This is a genomic window from Pseudoalteromonas sp. MIP2626 (assembly GCF_013414205.1).
In the GTDB taxonomy this organism is placed as follows: Bacteria; Pseudomonadota; Gammaproteobacteria; order Enterobacterales; family Alteromonadaceae; genus Pseudoalteromonas; species Pseudoalteromonas nigrifaciens.
The window spans coordinates 1-17,206 of sequence record NZ_JAATTW010000024.1 but is presented as its reverse complement, the minus strand read 5'-3'; the positions used below and the strand labels follow the sequence as shown (position 1 = coordinate 17,206).

Genomic DNA, 17,206 nt, shown 5'->3' with positions numbered 1-17,206 from the left:
AATATTAAAACTTATCTCCCGTTCTTTATAATTATAAAATGTCACTCTAAGTTTAAAATATTTCTACATTTATTATAAATTATACATTCTAAATTATCAGATGAGCTTACTAACTCATCTCTAAGTGATTTTATATTTTCTACTTTCTTTTTGTCTAGCTTAGACTCTACTGTATCAGGTAGAAACTCTGATATTTTTATTGTTATATCATTAATTTCTTCAACTTTTTTAAATTCTTCCTTTGTTAAGTAAATCATAGCCAATGTTTTTATTTTAGTATAATCATGTATTCCTTTTATTGTATCTATTTTTTCAAAAGCATTACTAGTATCAATTTTACCTTCATATAAGAAAATAAGCGTGGTCGCTTCTATAAGTTGGTCATTAACATACTTACTTAAAGAAGTGATAATTTCTTCCTGTTTATCTAATACTTTGTTTAAAGCTTCTTTATCATATTTAGTTTCGTTATTATTTTTATTTATTTTAAAGTTTATGATCCCTGTTATCAATACAGCTAATATCGCAACACCTCCTGTGATAGCTGAGTTTAATAGAGGAAGAAATTCTTTACTAATTAGAGTTTCGATTTTAAATTACCTTTTAAATTACCTTTTAATTTATATATATTTTATTATTTGCCATTTTATCAAGCGCCTCTGCTAATCTTTCTGTTTCACTAAATACTGTATTCCAATATTTAATGCGTGTGTCGGCATCTAGATCTGTAAAATCATTTCTATCTGGAATTTTTCCGTAAGGTAAGCCTGCTATAAATTCTTTTGATGGCGTGATCATTACCACGTTATCGTAATTAAGTGGCGATACTTTACGTTTTAAATTTTTATCAAACCACCCTGCTTTTGGCTCTGAATTAAAGTGCGGATATAAAATGAGTCCTGGGTTGTTAATTTTTAAATCAAAGTGGTAATCAATAATTCCGCCATCGCGATACATGCCAACGGGTGTTCCTGCAATATTTTTAATTCCTTGCATAACTAACGGTATTGAACCCGATGCAAGTAAGGCATCTTTTAAATTATTTTGGGTAAGCGCTATTTTTTGTGTTTTAAAATTATAGCTGTCGGTAATTGATAAGTCGCTTGTTGCTGGGCCAAATATAAAACGCTGATATTGTGAACCTAAGTATTTTCGGTTTACCCGATTAAGCATATAACTTTTTGATAACCCCATAAGCTGTAATAATTTATTTTCACTGCCTATAAATCCATTCGATTTTGCCACTATAAAATGTGCTTTAAATACGGGGTTATTTATAATTTCGGCCACGCCGTTATTGCCAAAAACATCTTCAAGCAGTGCGCGGGCTTTAGTGGTAATTTCAGCTGGTGTTGGTTTATTACTAGAGTATCTGGTTTGCGAATACGATATGGCTAAACGTTCAATGGCTGCCACCGGATCATTTTGCGCAAAACACGCGGCACGAAATGCACCGGCCGAGGAGCCAATTAAATTAAGTGGTTGGCTATGGTTTTTAAAAAACTCACCAAATATATACTTGTCTAAGCCAAACAAGGTAAACCATTTTGGCCCGCCGCTGGCACCTAAAAATGAGCTGAATAATTCGGGTTTAAACCCCTGTTCGTTTATTATTTTTGCAGCAGTTTTACCTGCGTAAATGTTGATCATCTAAAAATTTAGCCTATAAAATCTGTGTTTAATTGCGCTGCTTATTTCTATTTAATGGTATATATTTGTTAATTACCTTGTATATAACCAGGCTGAAAATAGAATAGTTATGCAAAAATAAAAACGATTTTATGCTGCCATAAAACCGTTTATTAATGCTAAAAGTGACTTAAAATACGTTAACTAGTCCCAAATGCCGGTTTCGCATTTACCCTGTACTTTTACATCATTTACTTTAAATTCGGGCTCTAAGCCTTTTTCGCGTTGCGTATGATAATCGCGAGTAACCGCTAATATTGTTGGGGTTAGCAATATAATAGCGATAACGTTAACCACTGTCATTAAACCTAAAGCAATATCGGCTAAATCCCATACTTGCTTTAATGTGGCCGACGCGCCCCACAACATCATTGATAAATAAAGCAAAGTATAAATACCACGACCCATTTTGTTATCGAGTTTAAATAAGTGCAAGTTACTTTCTGCGTAAGCATAGTTGGCTACTACAGACGTAAAGGCAAACAAGGTAATAGCGGCTGCTACAAAGTACACACCCCCTTGCGCTAAATGAGCGGTCATGGCGCTTTGCGTTAAACGTATACCTTCCATTTCGCCGCTTATGTCTATATCGGCAAGTAAAATAATAACCGCAGTACAACTACACAATACTATGGTGTCGAAAAACACCCCTAACATTTGAATGTAGCCCTGTGTTACCGGATGATTAGGCAGTGGGCTTGCACTGGCTGAAGCATGTGGCACACTGCCCGCGCCCGCTTCGTTTGAATAAAGGCCACGTTGAATACCATTTTTTATTGCTGCGCCCATCGCGCCTGCACCTGCTTCTTGCAGCCCAAATGCTGATAAAAATATATCTTTAAGCATAGCAGGCACTTGGGTGAAGTTTATTAAGGTAATAATAACTGCAACAAGCACAAACACTATGCCCATTACCGGTACTACGCGCTCAGCAAAGCGAGCGATTGCTTTAAAACCACCCACAATAATAGAGCCGGCTAACACAGTGATCACTAATCCAGAGTAAAAGGTTGGAATTTCGAAGGCAAAATTAAGTGCATCGGTAATGGTGTTGGTTTGCATGGCGCTAAAGGTAAAGCCGTAACCTAAAAATAAGCACAGTGCAAAAGTAATAGCGAAGGCTCGATTGCCTAATCCTTGTTGAATATAATACGCAGGGCCGCCTCTAAACTCGCCTTGGCTGTCGCGCACTTTATATACTTGACCTAATACACTTTCGGCAAAGCCTGTGGCCATGCCTAATATGGCAATAACCCACATCCAAAAAATGGCACCACTACCACCTAATGATATAGCAACGGCAACACCTGCTAAGTTACCCGTGCCTACCCGCGCACATAAACCAGTACACAGCGCTTGAAATGATGATATGTCGCCTTTTTTACATTTGCTGCTGCCTTTTAGTAAACTAAACATATGTTTAAATTTAAGTATTTGAATGGCTTTTAAACGCACCGAAAACCAAATACCAGCAAACAATAAAATGTAAATGAGGACTTGGCCCTCTCCCCATAAAATACCATTTACACTTTTTACTACGGTATCGAACATTGCTAATTCCTTGTTATATTTCTTATTTAAATAGGCACTGCAAGCGACACAAATATACGTTATAAAATAATAAAGGCAGTAACACTGCCTTATACTATTAAATTTTATACATTTACTTTGTTGGTAAATGAATGCCAGCGATCATACACCTTACTGAGCCACCAGCAGATTCAATGGTAGGAATAGGTAAAGGCACCAATTTGGCACTTTTTTCTATTACCTTAATTTGCGCTGCAGTAAGTGCTTTAAAAGCCGTTGCTGATAACGCTAAAATCCGTCCGCTTTTACCCTGTAACTCAATGGCATTGCCGCAAAAGTGATTAATTTGATCGCCCGATAACTCAATGACTTGATGATAGCTTTGCAATAAATGGCTTACTAGCTGCCTGCGCTGTTCGTTTGGCACCATGTCTAAGCCAATCATGGCAAACTCTGTAGCAACACACATTAATACATTGGTATGGTAAACCGCTGTGCCTTGCATATCGTAGGCATTAAAAACCACCGGGGTTAGCTTTAATTGCTCGCATACTGTGTTAACAACTGACTGTGTCGTTCGCTTTGATTCAACCGCATAAGCAAACTTATATTGATGATCAATAACCAGTGAACCAGTGCCTTCCAAGAATGAATTTTCTTTCGCTAAAAATGAATAATCAGTCACTGAAGACACTTTATATTGATCCGTTAAAAAATCAATAATATCTTTGCGATATTCTGCTCTTCTGCTTTTTGCGTACATTGGATAGGTTAGTATTTCGCCATTTTGGTGAGTAGTAAACCAATTATTAGGAAATACCGAGTCGGGCGTATCTTTATGCTGGTCTTCAAAAAGGTGAACGAGGATCCCTTCTTGCTTTAACACTTCTACTGCATTGGTTACTTCGTTATACGCATGTAAGCTTTGATCTGTTGTTAAACAACTTCGCTGAAATGTGTTATCACGCATAGTTTGCGGGTTAGAGGTAAAATGATGTGGGCGAACCATCACAATACTATTAGGGGCTTGGTTTACCATACTTATGCCACACTCTCTTGCTGCGTATGCTCAGTGGTTAAAACCGAAAACAAATTACGCGGATCGGCTTGCTGGGTAATTAAATCAAGCAAACTGTACTGCCCCGTTGCAATGAGCTGATCGCGAATAAACGCTAATGCCGTAAAGTCTTCGCTGGCAAAGCCCACGCCATCAAAAATAGTTAGTTGTTGCTGGCTTTCACGCCCGCAAGCTTGCCCATTAATAACTTGATGAAATTCGGTTACAGCAAAATCTGCACTCATTTGTTGAATTTCACCTTCAATGCGTGTTTGTGGCTCGTACTCTACAAATACAGCGGCGCGTTCCAACAGCTTTGCATCTAACTCTGTTTTACCTGGGCAGTCGCCACCAATGGCATTTATATGCACGCCTTGTGGGATCATCTCGCTGGTTAAAATTGTGGCATTGGTTTTATCCGCAGTGCAGGTTGTTATTATGTGCGCGCCTTTTACAGCCTCTGCAGCACTGTTACAAATAGTGACGTTTAAGCCATAGGCAGTGAGGTTATTAAAGGCTTTTTGCGACACACTTGGGTCTATATCGTATAAACGAATATGAGTAATACCCAGTACACTTTTAAATGCCAACGCCTGAAACTCAGACTGCGCACCGTTACCAATTAGCGTTAGTGTGGTTGCATTTTCAGGGGCTAAATATTTGGCGACTAATGCTGAAGTGGCTGCAGTTCTTAGTGCGGTAAGTAGGCACATTTCGCTGATCATAACCGGATAACCGCTATCTACATCGGCTAAAATACCAAATGCAGCAACGGTTTGCAGCTCTCTAAAGGTATTTTTAGGATGCCCATTTACATACTTACAGCTAAATAGTTCGCCATCGCTCACTGGCATAAGCTCTATTACGCCCTCTGGTGAATGCGCTGCATAACGCGGGGATTTATCAAACTGCTGCCAACGAGCAAAGTCTGTTTCTAGTCGCTTTGTTAGCTGTTGTAAAACATTTTCTATGCCGAGTTTATTTATAAGCTGTGCCATTGTTTGTACGCTAACAAAAGGAACGCCTTGTTTTGGCTGTGCTATAAAATGCGTCATTAAAACCTCTATAAGTAAGTGTGTGCAATTATTTATAGGCAGTTTATCGCTCTGGTGCGCCAGTTAAAATGGCAATTAGTTATACAAATAGCATTGTTTTTTATCATTTTGCTAGGCAGTAATGATTAAATTTAGTATTTTGATCAAAATTTACCTATGGCGTACCCTATGACTCCCTATATTTACGACGTCCTCGACAAAGCATTAATAGCCGAACTTAGAAAAGACGGCCGCGCTTCTATTTCAACCTTAGCCACTACATTAAACGTGTCGCGGGGCACAGTACAAAATAGGTTAGATAGATTACTGTCATCTGGGGCAATTTTAGGTTTTACCGTGCGTGTACATCAGCATATTGAAACTGAAGCAGTTAGAGCAATTATGATGGTAGAAGTGGTAGGTAAGTCAACCTCGCAAGTTATAAAAACGATGCGCGGCATTCCTGAGCTAACTAAATTGCACACTACTAATGGTGCGTGGGATTTAGTAGCCGAAATTCAAGCGGCTAACTTAAGTGAGTTTGATGGGGTGCTTAGGCAAGTAAGAGAGATAAACGGTATTTTAAATAGCGAAACCAGTATTTTGCTTTCGTCTACTTAAAATTAATGCTGGCGTGCACTATATACGCCAGCAAAGGAGTTATTTATTATCTCAATGCAATTGAGTAAATAAGCCCCTTAGTTATAGTTATATTTAGTTATAACAGTACTGCAATGCTTGATGATTATGGCTATGCTCCCAAATTTGCGGATTTTGCTCAGCTAAATATGCGCGCCCTGCCTGTAAACCAAGTTTGTGATCAAAGCGTAAATCGCTATCTGAACTGCCAAGTAATTTGCTATGCAGTTTTTCGGTTGCAAAAATTTGTATAATTTCAACATCTTCCGGTGGGTTTGCAATAAACTCCAACTCTTCTTGGTATGCTTGTTCGTGCTGTAGTAAATAATCTATGGTTTTAGGACAATAGCCTGATGCGCACACAAATGATCTTAGTTTGTTTACCCATGCCGATTGTACTTGAAAGTTAATATCAACCGTGCGGATCACCACTATTTTACGTGCGCCTCGGTTATAGGCTTCACGTACAGGTAAAGGTGCTGCAAGGCCGCCATCTAAATAAAAGTCGGCCACTGCTGGCTCTACTTGCTCTAAGGCAAGCTCGGCTTCGTTAGCTGCTAAAGTGTTCATCCAAGGTGTTAGTTTTACACCTTGCTTATACAAAAATGGTAACGCACTTGATGCTTTTAATAGCTCACGCCATTGCTTGCTCTCGCCTGTAGGCGCTAAAAAGTACGGTTTACGGTCTCGTGAGTTAGTTGCTGTAATAAGCAGTTCACGATCCCCTAAGTTATTTTTGGCTGTTTTAAAATCTAAACTCCGATTCACCTCAGTGGTTTTATCAAAGTACCAGTCTAAGTCCATTATGTGCTTACCAATTAAACCACGGCCTAATTGAAAAAAGTTTTTATTACGCGACAGCCCTCTGATCAAACGCTTTGCATAGCCTTTTTGCCTTGCTAAAAAACTAGTTAAGTTTTGCGAGCCCGCAGAAGTACCAATAAATAAATCAAATGGGTCGTAGTCTTGCTCTAACCACGCATCGAGTACACCGGCTGTAAATATACCTCGCTGTCCGCCACCTTCAGCAATCAGCGCAATTTTTGGCTGCGCAGCTTTGTTAACTGAATTAGGGATTACATTATTTAGCGAGTTCACGGTGCACCTTCCTGTAAAAAGTAGCGTTATAGGGTTATAACGTTTTGTGGTTTTAATTATAGTGGGTAATTAATCACTATAAAATTTGATTAAATCTATTAGTTTAATCGCTTAAAGCGAATGCGGTAGGGTAATTTATTTGCTGTTATTTGGGAGTGGCTTAGATGAGTTCCCAAAATACAGATTGATGTTGCCTATAAGCAAAACTAGTTTAGATTTCGCTTATAATATAGCAGGCGCAAGGTGTACGCCTGCTTAACTAAATGAAACTTAACGTTTTAATTCCATTAAAATTTCGATAGCTCTATGGCGTTTTTCGCTGTCGTATAAATCGTTGGTAAATATAAATTCATCAACGCCCAGCTCTTTTACTATCATTTCTAACTTGTGTCTTATACTTACATGCCCACCTATTACACTTAAACTTAAAAAGTTTTCCACTTGTACGCGTTCTTGCTCACTCCATAGGCCATCCATAGAGTCAACAGGTGGTTGCAGCCATAATTCGCTGCCACGCATTAACGCAAGTACCCGTTGTTGCGAAGTGGTCGATAGGTATTGTGCTTCTTCGTCGGTATCGGCAGCCACCAGCGGTAATGCCAGCATTATGTATGGCTTATCAAGCACCTTTGAAGGTTTAAATTCGCGCTTATACAGCTCTATGGCATCGTACAAAAAGCGCGGAGCAAAGTGCCCTGCAAACACATACGGTAACCCTTTTTGCGCTGCCAGTTGCGCGCTAAACAAGCTTGAGCCTAATAACCAAATAGGTATATTGGTGTCCTCACCGGGTATAGCGCGTATTGGGTGAGTGCCATTATACGGCCCTAATAAGGTTTGCAGTTCGGTTACTTCTTGAGGGAAGCGCTCTGCTCGGCTCATGTCTGAGTTTAAAGCTCTACTCGTAATAGGATCGCTTCCTGGTGCACGGCCAAGCCCTAAATCAATACGCCCTGGGTATAAGCTCTCTAATGTACCAAATTGTTCGGCTACAACTAATGGCGAGTGATTTGGCAGCATAATCCCCCCCGAACCTACACGTATACGATCGGTTTTACTGGCTATATGGCCCACTAAAATAGAGGTAGCTGCACATATAATGCCTGGCATATTATGGTGCTCTGCTAACCAAAAGCGATTAAAACCTAGCTCGTCGGCTCTTTGAGCGTATTTAGTACTTTTATGTAGCGTTTCGGATACCGTTGCCCCTTTGGGCATCGGGGCAAGCTCTAATAACGAAAAAGGAATATTATATAACAAAATAGCAGCTCCTATAAATGGCATGCTTATGGTGTGCTATAACCACAAGCATAAAAACTAGAGATGGGTGTGCGTTACCTGTAATTCAAGATACAAAAAATGCTAAACACTAAATAACCTGAACATATTTAAGCGGGTTGTGCCGCTTGTTGGCGTTGCTGTTTATAGCTCTCTGAATTTAACCCTTTTTTCCAATAACCCGATGCCACAATATGCGCACGTGGTATGGCGTATAGCTCATTAAGTTTAGTTTTTACTTTGCGCACTAAGCCTGCCTCTAGCGCCATAAAAACAATTGGAGGTTGTGCGCCTACTTTTAAATTGTTTAATGCCGTTAGCATGCTTTCATCTGGGCTATTGGTAACTAGCCAATTTACAGTGCGCGGCGTATCTAAACTAATAATGTCTTGCTTGCTAGGAGCATGAATAAACATATCAATTTTCGCGCTATGCGGTAACTGCTGAGCATAACCTTTCACTGCATTAACTGAGGTTAAGTCGCCAAGGAGTACGTAGTGCGAATGGCTAAAATTATCGAGCTTTTTAGGGCCCGGGCCAGCTATGGCTAAGCTGTCTCCCACTTTTGCTGTTTGCGCCCAATTTGTAGCAGGACCTTGGTGCATATTAATTACAAAGTCGAGCGTGAGCGCCCCCGTTTGCTCATTAACATGGTTAATTGTATAGGAGCGCATAAGCGCCGTTTTTATGTTTAAATCGAGTTCACCATTATGGGGCAGTAACACTTTTACATAGTGGCCTATGTAACTTGGCGTAAGATCTTTAAATTCATCAGAGCCCACCACAATGCGTTGTAAGTGCGGTGTAATTTGCTTCGTACTTAGCACCTGTGCTTTGCGTATTTGTCTACTCATGTATTACCTCGTTTTACAAAAAGTTTAAATTGCATGCAGCAACATTTGCACAACGCCCCATTGGTTGATAAAATCAACTATAGCAATTTAATTGACATTGTCAACTACTTGGTAACTACTATGAAATCATCTCTGCCTAATACACTCTTTATGCTAATGCAAAGCTACCGCGTAACAACGCGTGATGCGATTAATGCAAACGACCTTGGTTTAAACGCTATGCATGTGCGTTGCTTGCATATTATTGCAGCAACGCCGCAGTGTACTGCTAACGATATTGTGACCCAAACTCAACGCGACAAAGCACAAATTGCCCGTTTAATTAAAGAACTTTTAGCGTTAAATTTAATCAACAAATGTGCCAGTGAGCACGATAAACGCTGTTTTATTGTTTCTTTTACTGCCTCTGGCACTGCGCTTTTTAACAAATTACTAAGTGCCGAGCGCCAGGTTAACGAGCAAATGTGTAAAAATTTAAACTCGACGCAAATCAACGACTTCTTAAATACCGCACAAACAATGATCAAAAACATGCAGTGATCTTTCATTCATTACTTGGCAAAAGTAAAACAAAACGCATATACTGTATACTTGTACAGCATATGCGTTTTGGTTGATCTTTATGTTTGTTATTCCCATTTATATAGAAGCGGGTGTGTGCGGGTTTGAATCGCCTGCTGCGCCATATAGCGAGCTTGGTGTATCGCTTGATGAGCTATTAATAAAGCACCCCGACGCCACTTTTATTGGCGTTGCCTCTGGCAGTTCAATGCAAGATGTGGGTATTTTTGAAGGCGACTTGCTAATAGTAGACCGCGCAGAACAGGCTAAAAATGGCGACGTTATAGTTGCTAATTTAAATGGCTTATTTGTGTGTAAGCTACTTGATAAAACCAATGCCCGGCTGCTCTCAGCATCACCTTTGTATAAACCAGTACAACTAACATCCTGCGATGAGTTTCAGCTTGAGGGCGTAGTTACACGCTCAATTCGTCTGCATCGCCAAAGCCCTGAGTTACAGCTATGTATGCCCTAGTAGACGCAGTGGCTTTTTATGCCAGTGCCGAAAAAGTATTCGACCCGGCTATTCGCTCAAAACCTGTGGTAGTGCTTACCAATAACGACGGTTGCATATGCGCGGTGTGCCCCATTGCTCGGCGTTTAAACATTCCTAAATTTGCGCCTTACTTTAAAGTTAAGCAGTTACTTGCGCAAAATAACGTAGTAATTCGCTCTAGTAATTATGAATTATATGCAGATTTAAGCGACAAAATGATGAACGTTATTGGCCGCTTTTGCGACGTGCAACACGTATACAGTATCGACGAATCATTTTTACACTTTAACGGTTACCCCCCTATTATTAATGACTGGTTTGCATACGGGCACACTATTAGGCGCACCGTATGGCGCGAAACTAAGCTCCCCGTTGGTGTTGGCTTTGGCTCTACGGCTACTTTAGCAAAAGCGGCAAACCATGCCGCTAAAAAATTATCCGGATTTAATGGCGTTGCTGTTATTAACTGCGAAGCAAGCCGTAAAGCTATTTTACAAAGAATGAGTTGCCAAGATATATGGGGTATTGGTAAGCGTTTAGCCAAAAAATTAAAAGTAATGAACATACACACTGCATGGCAATTAGCGCAGCAAAACCCTAACAGTATGCGCCGTGCATTTAGTGTGGTGGTAGAGCGCACTGTAAATGAGCTTAATGGCATACCTTGCTTAAATTGGGACGACGTACGCCAAGATAAGCGCGAGATATTTTCGACCCGAAGCTTTGGTGAGCGTATATACGAGCCAACGGCACTTAAAACCGCGTTAATTAATCACGTTACTGTGGTTGCTAGTAAATTAAGAAAGCAAAAATCGCTTACCAAACAACTTTATATTTTTGCGGCGAGCTCGTCTCACGAAAACGTTTTTTATAAAAAGTCGTATATGTATACATTTGCCAGCCCCACTAACGACACCTGCGTAATGGCTAGTGCTGTATCGCAAGTGTTTGAGCAAATATACCAGCCGGGTATTCGCTATTATAAATGTGGTGTAGGTGCTTTAGAGCTTATTGCGCAGCAATTTCAACAAGACGATTTATTTAATAAACGCACCGACAATCCACCATTAATGAATTGTCTTGATGCAATAAATAAACGCTATGGTAAAGGAATGCTAAGTTTAGCAAGCAGTAAATTAAATGAAGGTTGGCATATGAACAGGAATTTTTTATCCCCGCAGTACACCACGCGCTGGCGTGATATACCCAAAATATATTGTGAGTAAGTATAGCTTACCTATGCGTTACTGACTGTCGGGCACTTTTTTAAAAGTGCATGCAACGCTTGGCTGGCTTAAAGTATATTTAAGTGTGTCGTTAGCTAAAAAGTAAATGCTTTGGCTAATTATTTTTTCGTTAGCTGGATTTTCGCAGCGACTCATTCTTAAGCCGTTTTCAATGCCGTCGATTTTGTATTTTAATGAGCTAGTAACAAAACAAAAATCGGGCTTTTTAACCGTTTGTGTTCCGTTATGTAATGAGTCAAAAATAATTTGCTCACCTAAAGTAAAACCGGCATCTTCATTATCTGGATTTACTAAACTCAATTGGCTATTAACGCATAACGCTGAATTAGCCGACACCACCTCATAGGCACCCAGTTTTGTTTTTAAAAGCGGAATAAAACGGCTTTTATTACTTGGGGTTGCAACTGCATGAGCGCTGGTAAAAGCAATAGCTAATAAAGCAAGTGTTAAGTATTTCATTAAGTGGTTGTATCCTCGAATTAGTGGGTTAAATAATAGCGAAATGCTTGGTTGCTTAATTTTTATAACTTTTATAACTATAACAGAGATTTACTTTAAAAGGAGAGAAGTCGTATTGCTTTAAAAAGGCGCTACACACCCTAAGCGTTTTTATACGCAGTAAAAAATAAAACGATTAGGGCGTGAAAATATTACTGCCAGTACTTAGCAAATAACAGCGGATAGCTTTGCTTTAAAAACTTAGCTTTGTCTTTAAAGCGTTTGCCTCTTGGCTCGTCACTTCCTGAGGGAATAAATGGCAGTTCGTCATCGTTACGCTCCTCGTAAAGTAAACCAGCAATTAAGTCGTATTCATCAATGTACGGATAAGGCTGCTCGTTAACATGATACACAGGCGTACAGGCGGCAATTGAATCTGGGTTTAGTAAAGCGTTTTCGAACACGTCTGCGCCGCGCGATATTAACCAGCATCTAAACTCACTAAAACCATATTCGTCGTTACAACCGGCCATTACAAATGCTGCGCCAAATAAATCCCAGGTGTAGCATTTACGCATACAAATACCAAAGAATTTATCAAACTCAATTAACTGCTGATCGGTTAAATCGTGCAGTTTAAGCTTTAAGTTATCACTCACATTTTGCGGATCGAGCCCTAAATCGGGGGCGGTTACTAAATCCCAAAAAGCCTGTTCTGTTAAAGTGCTCATTATAAGATCTCTTTCACTCGGCCTACTTGGCCATCGTCTAAACGTACTTTAATACCATGAGGATGGTTTGGTGACTTTGTTAATAAACGCTCAACCACACCTTGCGTTAATGTGCCACTGCGTTGATCTTCTTTTAATACGATATTTACTTTTGTACCAGGGGAGATTTGCGAACGAGTAGGAACAGCCATAATTTATACTCTAAAAAAAAATTTGGCCAATTATAGCCTTCAAGCATACACAAACCAACCTAACAAAGGTTAATCGACTAAAAACGAAATGTTCGCTGCTTTAATAGCCAAACCAATTGTTGCAAGCTGTTGTGTGATCTCATTTTTAAGCGCGTCAAAATGTAACTCGCTTTTTTGATACGCTAGGTCATCGTTAAAATAGCATTGAACTTTTAAGGTGTTAGCTTCGTTATTTAAATCAACGGTATGTGTTAAATAAGCAAAGCCAAAATCGGTTTGTTTTATATTTTCACAGGCAATTGTCAGTACTTGGCGTATTTGTTTATCACGCTGTTTTTGAGTTTTTGTCATAATGTGTTAGCCATAGCCTCTTAATTTATTAATATTTGAAATTAAATAGTAATAACGCTTAATAGCCGTTATTTAATAAGAGTGATTAAATAAGCGTTACTGAGTGTTTTCGGCTCGTTGTTTTTTAAACTCTTCAAAATTAGCCTCTTGTAATTTAAGGCATTCGTAATATTCTTTGTCTGCTTTGTAGTTACACTCATCAAGACGTGCAGATTGTATTTCATGAAAGCGTGCATCAGAGCTGCAGCCAGCGAGCAAACTCAAACCGGCTACAAACAGTAAACTCGCGTTTAGTTTATTGATAATCATTAAAATTCCTTACACTTTAGAAGGTAAAAACTGTATATTAAGCGCCTCAAAAAACCTTACTTTGTACAGGACTTATTATGATGTTGCCGCAGTTGCAAAAGCAGTTTCAGCGTATAGATAAAAGCAAACTATTTCAATCATTTGTTATTGCTGTAATTGTTGTTTCTGCTCTTACCGTAGGTGCTCACACCTATTCACTTCCGCCAACGGTAGAAATTGTCCTTAACTGGATGGATATAGGCATTACGGCGTTCTTTTTAATTGAGCTCGTAATTCGCTTTATTGCCAGTAAAGGTATCAAAGATTTTTTTTCCAAAGGTTGGAATATTTTCGACACCCTTATTGTACTAGGTAGCTTATACCCCGCGGCTGGCTCAAGTATGCTAATTGCACGCCTATTGCGAATATTTCGTGTATTGCGGCTGGTGTCTATGGTCCCCGAGCTGCGTTTATTAGTTAACGCTTTACTTAAAGCTATTCCGCAAATGGGTTACATAGCCCTGCTGATGTTTGTTATTTTTTATATTTACGCCGCTATAGGCAGTATGATGTTTGCACATATAAACCCAGTATTGTGGGGTGATGTATCAATATCTATGTTGACCTTGTTCAGAATTGCCACGTTTGAAGATTGGACCGACGTAATGTACGAAACCATGCTAGTTTATAAACTTAGCTGGATTTACTACTTAACCTTTATATTTTTAACCGCGTTTGTATTTTTAAATATGATGGTTGGCGCCATTTTAGAAGTGATGTCGCAAGAGCATAAAAATGCCCGCGATGAGCTGGCCGATAACGATTCACTGCCCGCGACACAAGGGCAAGTAAACGCCTTGCAAGCACAAATTGCTGATCTAAAATCACTACTCAAAGAAAAAGAGTATTAATAAAAAGGCTATTAATTATTCACAGCCACCAGCTTAATAGCCCTAAGTTGAAGAATAATTAATTTAGCATTTAAAATAAAAAAGGGTTAGCCGATGGCTAACCCTTTTTATAAAACAATGTGAGCGTTTATACGGTTACATTAAATTGCTATTATTCGCTGTCAACAATTATGCGAAGCATACGACGTAGCGGCTCTGCAGCACCCCATAACAGCTGATCGCCAACGGTAAAGGCGCTAATATATTTAGGCCCCATGGCTAATTTACGAATACGCCCAATTGGAATGCTCAGTGTACCGGTGACCTTAACTGGGGTTAAGTCGGTAGTGCTAATATCGCGCTCATTAGGAATAACGTTTACCCACTCGTTATGCGATTCTAAAATTTGCTCTATTTTGGCAACGCTAATATCTTCGCGTAATTTAATAGTCATTGCTTGTGAATGACAACGCATAGCACCAATACGTACACATAAACCATCTATTGGAATAGGTTGTTTAGCCGAGCCTAAAATTTTATTCGCTTCAACTTGCGCTTTCCACTCTTCTTTACTTTGACCACTTGGCATAGGCACATCAATCCACGGAATTAAACTTCCCGCGAGTGGCACACCAAACTGATCCTGTGGCAATTGGTTCGAGGCCATTTTTTCACTGACTATTTTATCTATTTCTAAAATAGCAGCACTTGGATTTGCAAGTTGCTCGGCAACACTTTGATGAATTGCGCCCATTTGTGCAATTAACTCTTTCATGTTGCGCGCACCCGCGCCCGACGCGGCTTGGTAGGTCATGGGGCTTACCCATTCTATTAAGTCTTGCTCAAATAAACCGCCCAGTGCAAGCAACATAAGAGAAACCGTACAGTTACCGCCTACAAAGGTTTTAACACCTTGTGATAAACCTTGCTCAATAACGTCTTTATTGACCGGATCGAGTACTATAATGCTGTCGTTAGCCATACGCAGTGCCGACGCTGCATCTATCCAATAACCATCCCAACCCGACTCGCGCAATTGTGGATAAACCGCATTGGTGTAATCGCCACCTTGGCAGGTAACAATAATGTCCATTTTAGCCAGTTCGGTAATATTGCTGGCATCGAGTAACGGCTTTGCTTCGCCCGCAATATCTGGGCCTAATTGGCCCGCTTGTGAGGTGGTGAAAAAGGTGGTGTCGATAAGTGCAAAATCACTTTGTTGCTTCATACGCTCTAATAACACAGAGCCAACCATGCCACGCCAACCGACTAATCCTACTTTTTTCATTGTGAGTTCCATTATTTGATTCATAAAAGTTGCCTGAAAAGATTAAAAATTAAAATTCATTGCGTGAGATTTAATTTTCATTAACGTCAAAATAACACCACCAGCACCCTAAAACTAGTGAATAAAGTAGAACTCAAATTTTTTTCATAGTGTAAAAAATGCAAAGACATACTGTGCTTATTTTAAACTTTAATAAAAGCTTAACCTTGTTGAAACTTATATTTACCATGCTCAGAAATAAATATGGAAGAGCAACAAGGCGTATTAGTCAATACCGCAACAACTTATTACAGCCCACAAGTATGGATAAATAGAAACTTAAAGCCATTTATTGTGGGACCGACAAATGGAAATCAATTTTGTGAAGAGTGTGGTCACAACCTAGAAACCTCTGGAAGCACTGTTACTTGGGGAGAGGATGAAAGCGCCTATGGATACTTCGATTGGTATAACCAATCATGGGGATGAAAAGCACTAGTATGAAAAACCAATGTTATCAGCTCTATGCAACTATAAAGTGCCAATAAAGTTGGCAAAATATAAGTGAGCGTCTAGCGAACTACACCTATGTTTTAAAATTCCAGGGTAACAAGCTGTCGATATCGGGCTCAGGCTGGCACAGTTCATCAAGGCAAGCACAGATGTAATTAAATGGGATTAGACCATTTATCTTGGCGGTTTCCACAATGCTGTAAAGGGTGGCACTAGCATGGGCACCGTTAGCCGTTTGGCTAAATAACCAATTCTTTCGGCCTATCACAAACGGTTTTACCGCGCGTTCTGCTCTATTATTATCGATGCTAAGTCGGCCATCATCAACATAGCGTATGAGCTTGTGCCATTGATTTGCCAGGTAATTAGCTGCCTCTATCAGTTTGCTGTTCCCCACTAAATTTGGCTGATCCTGCTCAAGCCATATTTTTAGCTTGCTAAGAATAGGCAGGCTAACCTCTTGTCTTGCCGTATATTTGTCATCCACACTTTTATCTTTGATGCGTGACTCAACGCCGTACAGTTTTTGGATAAGGCTCAATACCACATCCGCTTTGCCGGTTTTGTTTTTACCTTGTAGCTTTTTCGCGTCGATAAATTTACGACGAGCATGCGCCCAGCAGCCGATTAAGGTTGCCTCTGTTCTGGCATAGGCTTGATAGCCATCCACGTGCAAGTACCCTTGATATCCATCAAGATAATTGACCACGCAGGCGGCCGCGCGACTATTGTGGAAGTCGTAAAGTACGATATTAGGGATGGGATTATTCGGGTCTGGTGAATCTCGACCCGAGCAATACACCCACATGTAACTGTTTACTTTGTCCGATTTCACCACCTTTAATGGCGTTTCATCGGCAAACAGCGTGGGTTGCCTTAACAACTCGGCTTTAAGCCGTTCAACTAATGGCGCGAAGAGTGTGGCTGATTTGTCTATCCAGCTGCTCATGGTCTGTCGACTGAGTTCAATACCGTATTGCTTAAACATCGCTTCCTGGCGATACAGCGGTAACCCGTATTGGTATTTACTGGTGATAAGCTGACTGAGCAAACT

21 protein-coding genes are annotated in these 17,206 nt (G+C 39.9%); 6 read left to right on the top strand and 15 right to left on the bottom strand.

Going from position 1 to position 17,206, the window contains the following annotated elements:
- Positions 1-41 precede the first annotated feature (41 nt).
- From HC000_RS11265 to HC000_RS11245, 5 genes are all read right to left on the bottom strand, one after another.
- Positions 42-512, bottom strand: a complete 471-nt coding sequence (locus HC000_RS11265; protein ID WP_179807668.1) for a hypothetical protein — start codon at positions 510-512, stop codon at positions 42-44.
- A gap of 103 nt (positions 513-615) precedes the next feature.
- On the bottom strand, positions 616-1,650 hold the full coding sequence (locus HC000_RS11260) for a patatin-like phospholipase family protein (protein ID WP_179807667.1): 1,035 nt from the start codon (positions 1,648-1,650) through the stop codon (positions 616-618).
- 183 nt (positions 1,651-1,833) lie between these two features.
- Positions 1,834-3,240, bottom strand: coding sequence for an alanine/glycine:cation symporter family protein (locus HC000_RS11255; protein ID WP_011330168.1), 1,407 nt, complete (start codon positions 3,238-3,240; stop codon positions 1,834-1,836).
- Positions 3,241-3,352: 112 nt separating this feature from the next.
- On the bottom strand, positions 3,353-4,264 hold the full coding sequence (locus HC000_RS11250; protein WP_179807677.1) for an arginine deiminase-related protein: 912 nt from the start codon (positions 4,262-4,264) through the stop codon (positions 3,353-3,355).
- Positions 4,261-5,331 carry an ornithine cyclodeaminase gene (locus tag HC000_RS11245; RefSeq protein WP_179807666.1) on the bottom strand — a complete coding sequence of 357 codons (1,071 nt, stop codon included), beginning with the start codon at positions 5,329-5,331 and terminating at the stop codon, positions 4,261-4,263. The genes HC000_RS11250 and HC000_RS11245 overlap by 4 nt, the downstream gene beginning before the upstream one ends.
- 168 nt (positions 5,332-5,499) lie before the next feature.
- Between HC000_RS11245 and HC000_RS11240 the strand changes: the two genes are divergently transcribed.
- The gene (locus HC000_RS11240) at positions 5,500-5,931 is read left to right on the top strand and encodes an Lrp/AsnC family transcriptional regulator (RefSeq protein WP_058375129.1); all 432 of its coding nucleotides are present in this window, start codon (positions 5,500-5,502) and stop codon (positions 5,929-5,931) included.
- A 93-nt stretch (positions 5,932-6,024) separates the two neighbouring features.
- Here HC000_RS11240 and HC000_RS11235 read toward each other — a convergent pair whose 3' ends face one another.
- The 3 genes from HC000_RS11235 to HC000_RS11225 form a co-directional block, all read right to left on the bottom strand.
- Positions 6,025-7,047, bottom strand: a complete 1,023-nt coding sequence (locus HC000_RS11235; RefSeq protein ID WP_179807665.1) for a patatin family protein — start codon at positions 7,045-7,047, stop codon at positions 6,025-6,027.
- Positions 7,048-7,317: 270 nt separating this feature from the next.
- Entirely contained in the window at positions 7,318-8,307 is a 990-nt protein-coding gene (locus HC000_RS11230) for an LLM class flavin-dependent oxidoreductase (protein ID WP_089369338.1), read from the bottom strand.
- 128 nt (positions 8,308-8,435) lie between these two features.
- Positions 8,436-9,179, bottom strand: a complete 744-nt coding sequence (locus HC000_RS11225; RefSeq protein WP_089369303.1) for a siderophore-interacting protein — start codon at positions 9,177-9,179, stop codon at positions 8,436-8,438.
- Between the two features lie 120 nt (positions 9,180-9,299).
- On the opposite strand from HC000_RS11225, the gene HC000_RS11220 reads away from it, so the two are divergent.
- The 3 genes from HC000_RS11220 (at position 9,300) to HC000_RS11210 (ending at position 11,462) form a co-directional block, all read left to right on the top strand.
- On the top strand, positions 9,300-9,719 hold the full coding sequence (locus HC000_RS11220; protein WP_086999137.1) for a MarR family winged helix-turn-helix transcriptional regulator: 420 nt from the start codon (positions 9,300-9,302) through the stop codon (positions 9,717-9,719).
- A gap of 82 nt (positions 9,720-9,801) precedes the next feature.
- Positions 9,802-10,215, top strand: coding sequence for a translesion error-prone DNA polymerase V autoproteolytic subunit (gene umuD, locus HC000_RS11215; protein WP_086999133.1), 414 nt, complete (start codon positions 9,802-9,804; stop codon positions 10,213-10,215).
- Positions 10,203-11,462 (top strand): Y-family DNA polymerase, encoded by a 1,260-nt coding sequence (locus tag HC000_RS11210; protein WP_089369302.1) that lies wholly within the window; start codon positions 10,203-10,205, stop codon positions 11,460-11,462. The genes umuD and HC000_RS11210 overlap by 13 nt, the downstream gene beginning before the upstream one ends.
- 18 nt (positions 11,463-11,480) lie before the next feature.
- Here HC000_RS11210 and HC000_RS11205 read toward each other — a convergent pair whose 3' ends face one another.
- The 5 genes from HC000_RS11205 to HC000_RS11185 form a co-directional block, all read right to left on the bottom strand.
- Positions 11,481-11,942, bottom strand: coding sequence for a hypothetical protein (locus tag HC000_RS11205; protein WP_089369301.1), 462 nt, complete (start codon positions 11,940-11,942; stop codon positions 11,481-11,483).
- Between the two features lie 191 nt (positions 11,943-12,133).
- Entirely contained in the window at positions 12,134-12,652 is a 519-nt protein-coding gene (locus HC000_RS11200) for a DUF4240 domain-containing protein (protein WP_086999126.1), read from the bottom strand.
- Positions 12,652-12,843 carry a YwbE family protein gene (locus tag HC000_RS11195; protein ID WP_011330156.1) on the bottom strand — a complete coding sequence of 64 codons (192 nt, stop codon included), beginning with the start codon at positions 12,841-12,843 and terminating at the stop codon, positions 12,652-12,654. Before HC000_RS11195 ends, HC000_RS11200 begins: the two co-directional genes overlap by 1 nt.
- Before the next feature lie 69 nt (positions 12,844-12,912).
- Positions 12,913-13,194 carry a hypothetical protein gene (locus tag HC000_RS11190; RefSeq protein ID WP_011330155.1) on the bottom strand — a complete coding sequence of 94 codons (282 nt, stop codon included), beginning with the start codon at positions 13,192-13,194 and terminating at the stop codon, positions 12,913-12,915.
- 96 nt (positions 13,195-13,290) lie between these two features.
- Positions 13,291-13,503 carry a hypothetical protein gene (locus tag HC000_RS11185; RefSeq protein ID WP_011330154.1) on the bottom strand — a complete coding sequence of 71 codons (213 nt, stop codon included), beginning with the start codon at positions 13,501-13,503 and terminating at the stop codon, positions 13,291-13,293.
- 80 nt (positions 13,504-13,583) lie between these two features.
- Here HC000_RS11185 and HC000_RS11180 point away from each other — a divergent pair, with 80 nt between their 5' ends.
- The gene (locus HC000_RS11180) at positions 13,584-14,393 is read left to right on the top strand and encodes an ion transporter (protein WP_172459253.1); all 810 of its coding nucleotides are present in this window, start codon (positions 13,584-13,586) and stop codon (positions 14,391-14,393) included.
- 151 nt (positions 14,394-14,544) lie between these two features.
- On the opposite strand, the gene asd is transcribed toward HC000_RS11180, so the two are convergent.
- The gene (asd, locus tag HC000_RS11175; RefSeq protein ID WP_089369300.1) at positions 14,545-15,684 is read right to left on the bottom strand and encodes an aspartate-semialdehyde dehydrogenase; all 1,140 of its coding nucleotides are present in this window, start codon (positions 15,682-15,684) and stop codon (positions 14,545-14,547) included.
- A gap of 219 nt (positions 15,685-15,903) precedes the next feature.
- On the opposite strand from asd, the gene HC000_RS11170 reads away from it, so the two are divergent.
- Positions 15,904-16,128 (top strand): hypothetical protein, encoded by a 225-nt coding sequence (locus HC000_RS11170; RefSeq protein ID WP_257025499.1) that lies wholly within the window; start codon positions 15,904-15,906, stop codon positions 16,126-16,128.
- A 97-nt stretch (positions 16,129-16,225) separates the two neighbouring features.
- On the opposite strand, the gene HC000_RS11165 is transcribed toward HC000_RS11170, so the two are convergent.
- Positions 16,226-17,206, bottom strand: a 981-nt coding sequence (locus HC000_RS11165; RefSeq protein ID WP_179807664.1) for an IS66 family transposase, incomplete at its 5' end; no start/stop codon positions are given.

Bases quoted from the DNA above. Each gene is read 5' to 3' on its own strand.
- HC000_RS11185 (WP_011330154.1), bottom strand. From the start codon at position 13,503: ATGATTATCAATAAACTAAACGCGAGTTTACTGTTTGTAGCCGGTTTG.
- HC000_RS11190 (WP_011330155.1), bottom strand. From the start codon at position 13,194: ATGACAAAAACTCAAAAACAGCGTGATAAACAAATACGCCAAGTACTG.
- HC000_RS11225 (WP_089369303.1), bottom strand. From the start codon at position 9,179: ATGAGTAGACAAATACGCAAAGCACAGGTGCTAAGTACGAAGCAAATT.
- HC000_RS11195 (WP_011330156.1), bottom strand. From the start codon at position 12,843: ATGGCTGTTCCTACTCGTTCGCAAATCTCCCCTGGTACAAAAGTAAAT.
- asd (WP_089369300.1), bottom strand. From the start codon at position 15,684: ATGAATCAAATAATGGAACTCACAATGAAAAAAGTAGGATTAGTCGGT.
- HC000_RS11170 (WP_257025499.1), top strand. From the start codon at position 15,904: ATGGAAGAGCAACAAGGCGTATTAGTCAATACCGCAACAACTTATTAC.
- HC000_RS11240 (WP_058375129.1), top strand. From the start codon at position 5,500: ATGACTCCCTATATTTACGACGTCCTCGACAAAGCATTAATAGCCGAA.
- HC000_RS11255 (WP_011330168.1), bottom strand. From the start codon at position 3,240: ATGTTCGATACCGTAGTAAAAAGTGTAAATGGTATTTTATGGGGAGAG.
- HC000_RS11200 (WP_086999126.1), bottom strand. From the start codon at position 12,652: ATGAGCACTTTAACAGAACAGGCTTTTTGGGATTTAGTAACCGCCCCC.
- HC000_RS11205 (WP_089369301.1), bottom strand. From the start codon at position 11,942: ATGAAATACTTAACACTTGCTTTATTAGCTATTGCTTTTACCAGCGCT.
- HC000_RS11210 (WP_089369302.1), top strand. From the start codon at position 10,203: ATGTATGCCCTAGTAGACGCAGTGGCTTTTTATGCCAGTGCCGAAAAA.
- HC000_RS11180 (WP_172459253.1), top strand. From the start codon at position 13,584: ATGTTGCCGCAGTTGCAAAAGCAGTTTCAGCGTATAGATAAAAGCAAA.
- HC000_RS11220 (WP_086999137.1), top strand. From the start codon at position 9,300: ATGAAATCATCTCTGCCTAATACACTCTTTATGCTAATGCAAAGCTAC.
- HC000_RS11245 (WP_179807666.1), bottom strand. From the start codon at position 5,331: ATGACGCATTTTATAGCACAGCCAAAACAAGGCGTTCCTTTTGTTAGC.
- HC000_RS11260 (WP_179807667.1), bottom strand. From the start codon at position 1,650: ATGATCAACATTTACGCAGGTAAAACTGCTGCAAAAATAATAAACGAA.
- umuD (WP_086999133.1), top strand. From the start codon at position 9,802: ATGTTTGTTATTCCCATTTATATAGAAGCGGGTGTGTGCGGGTTTGAA.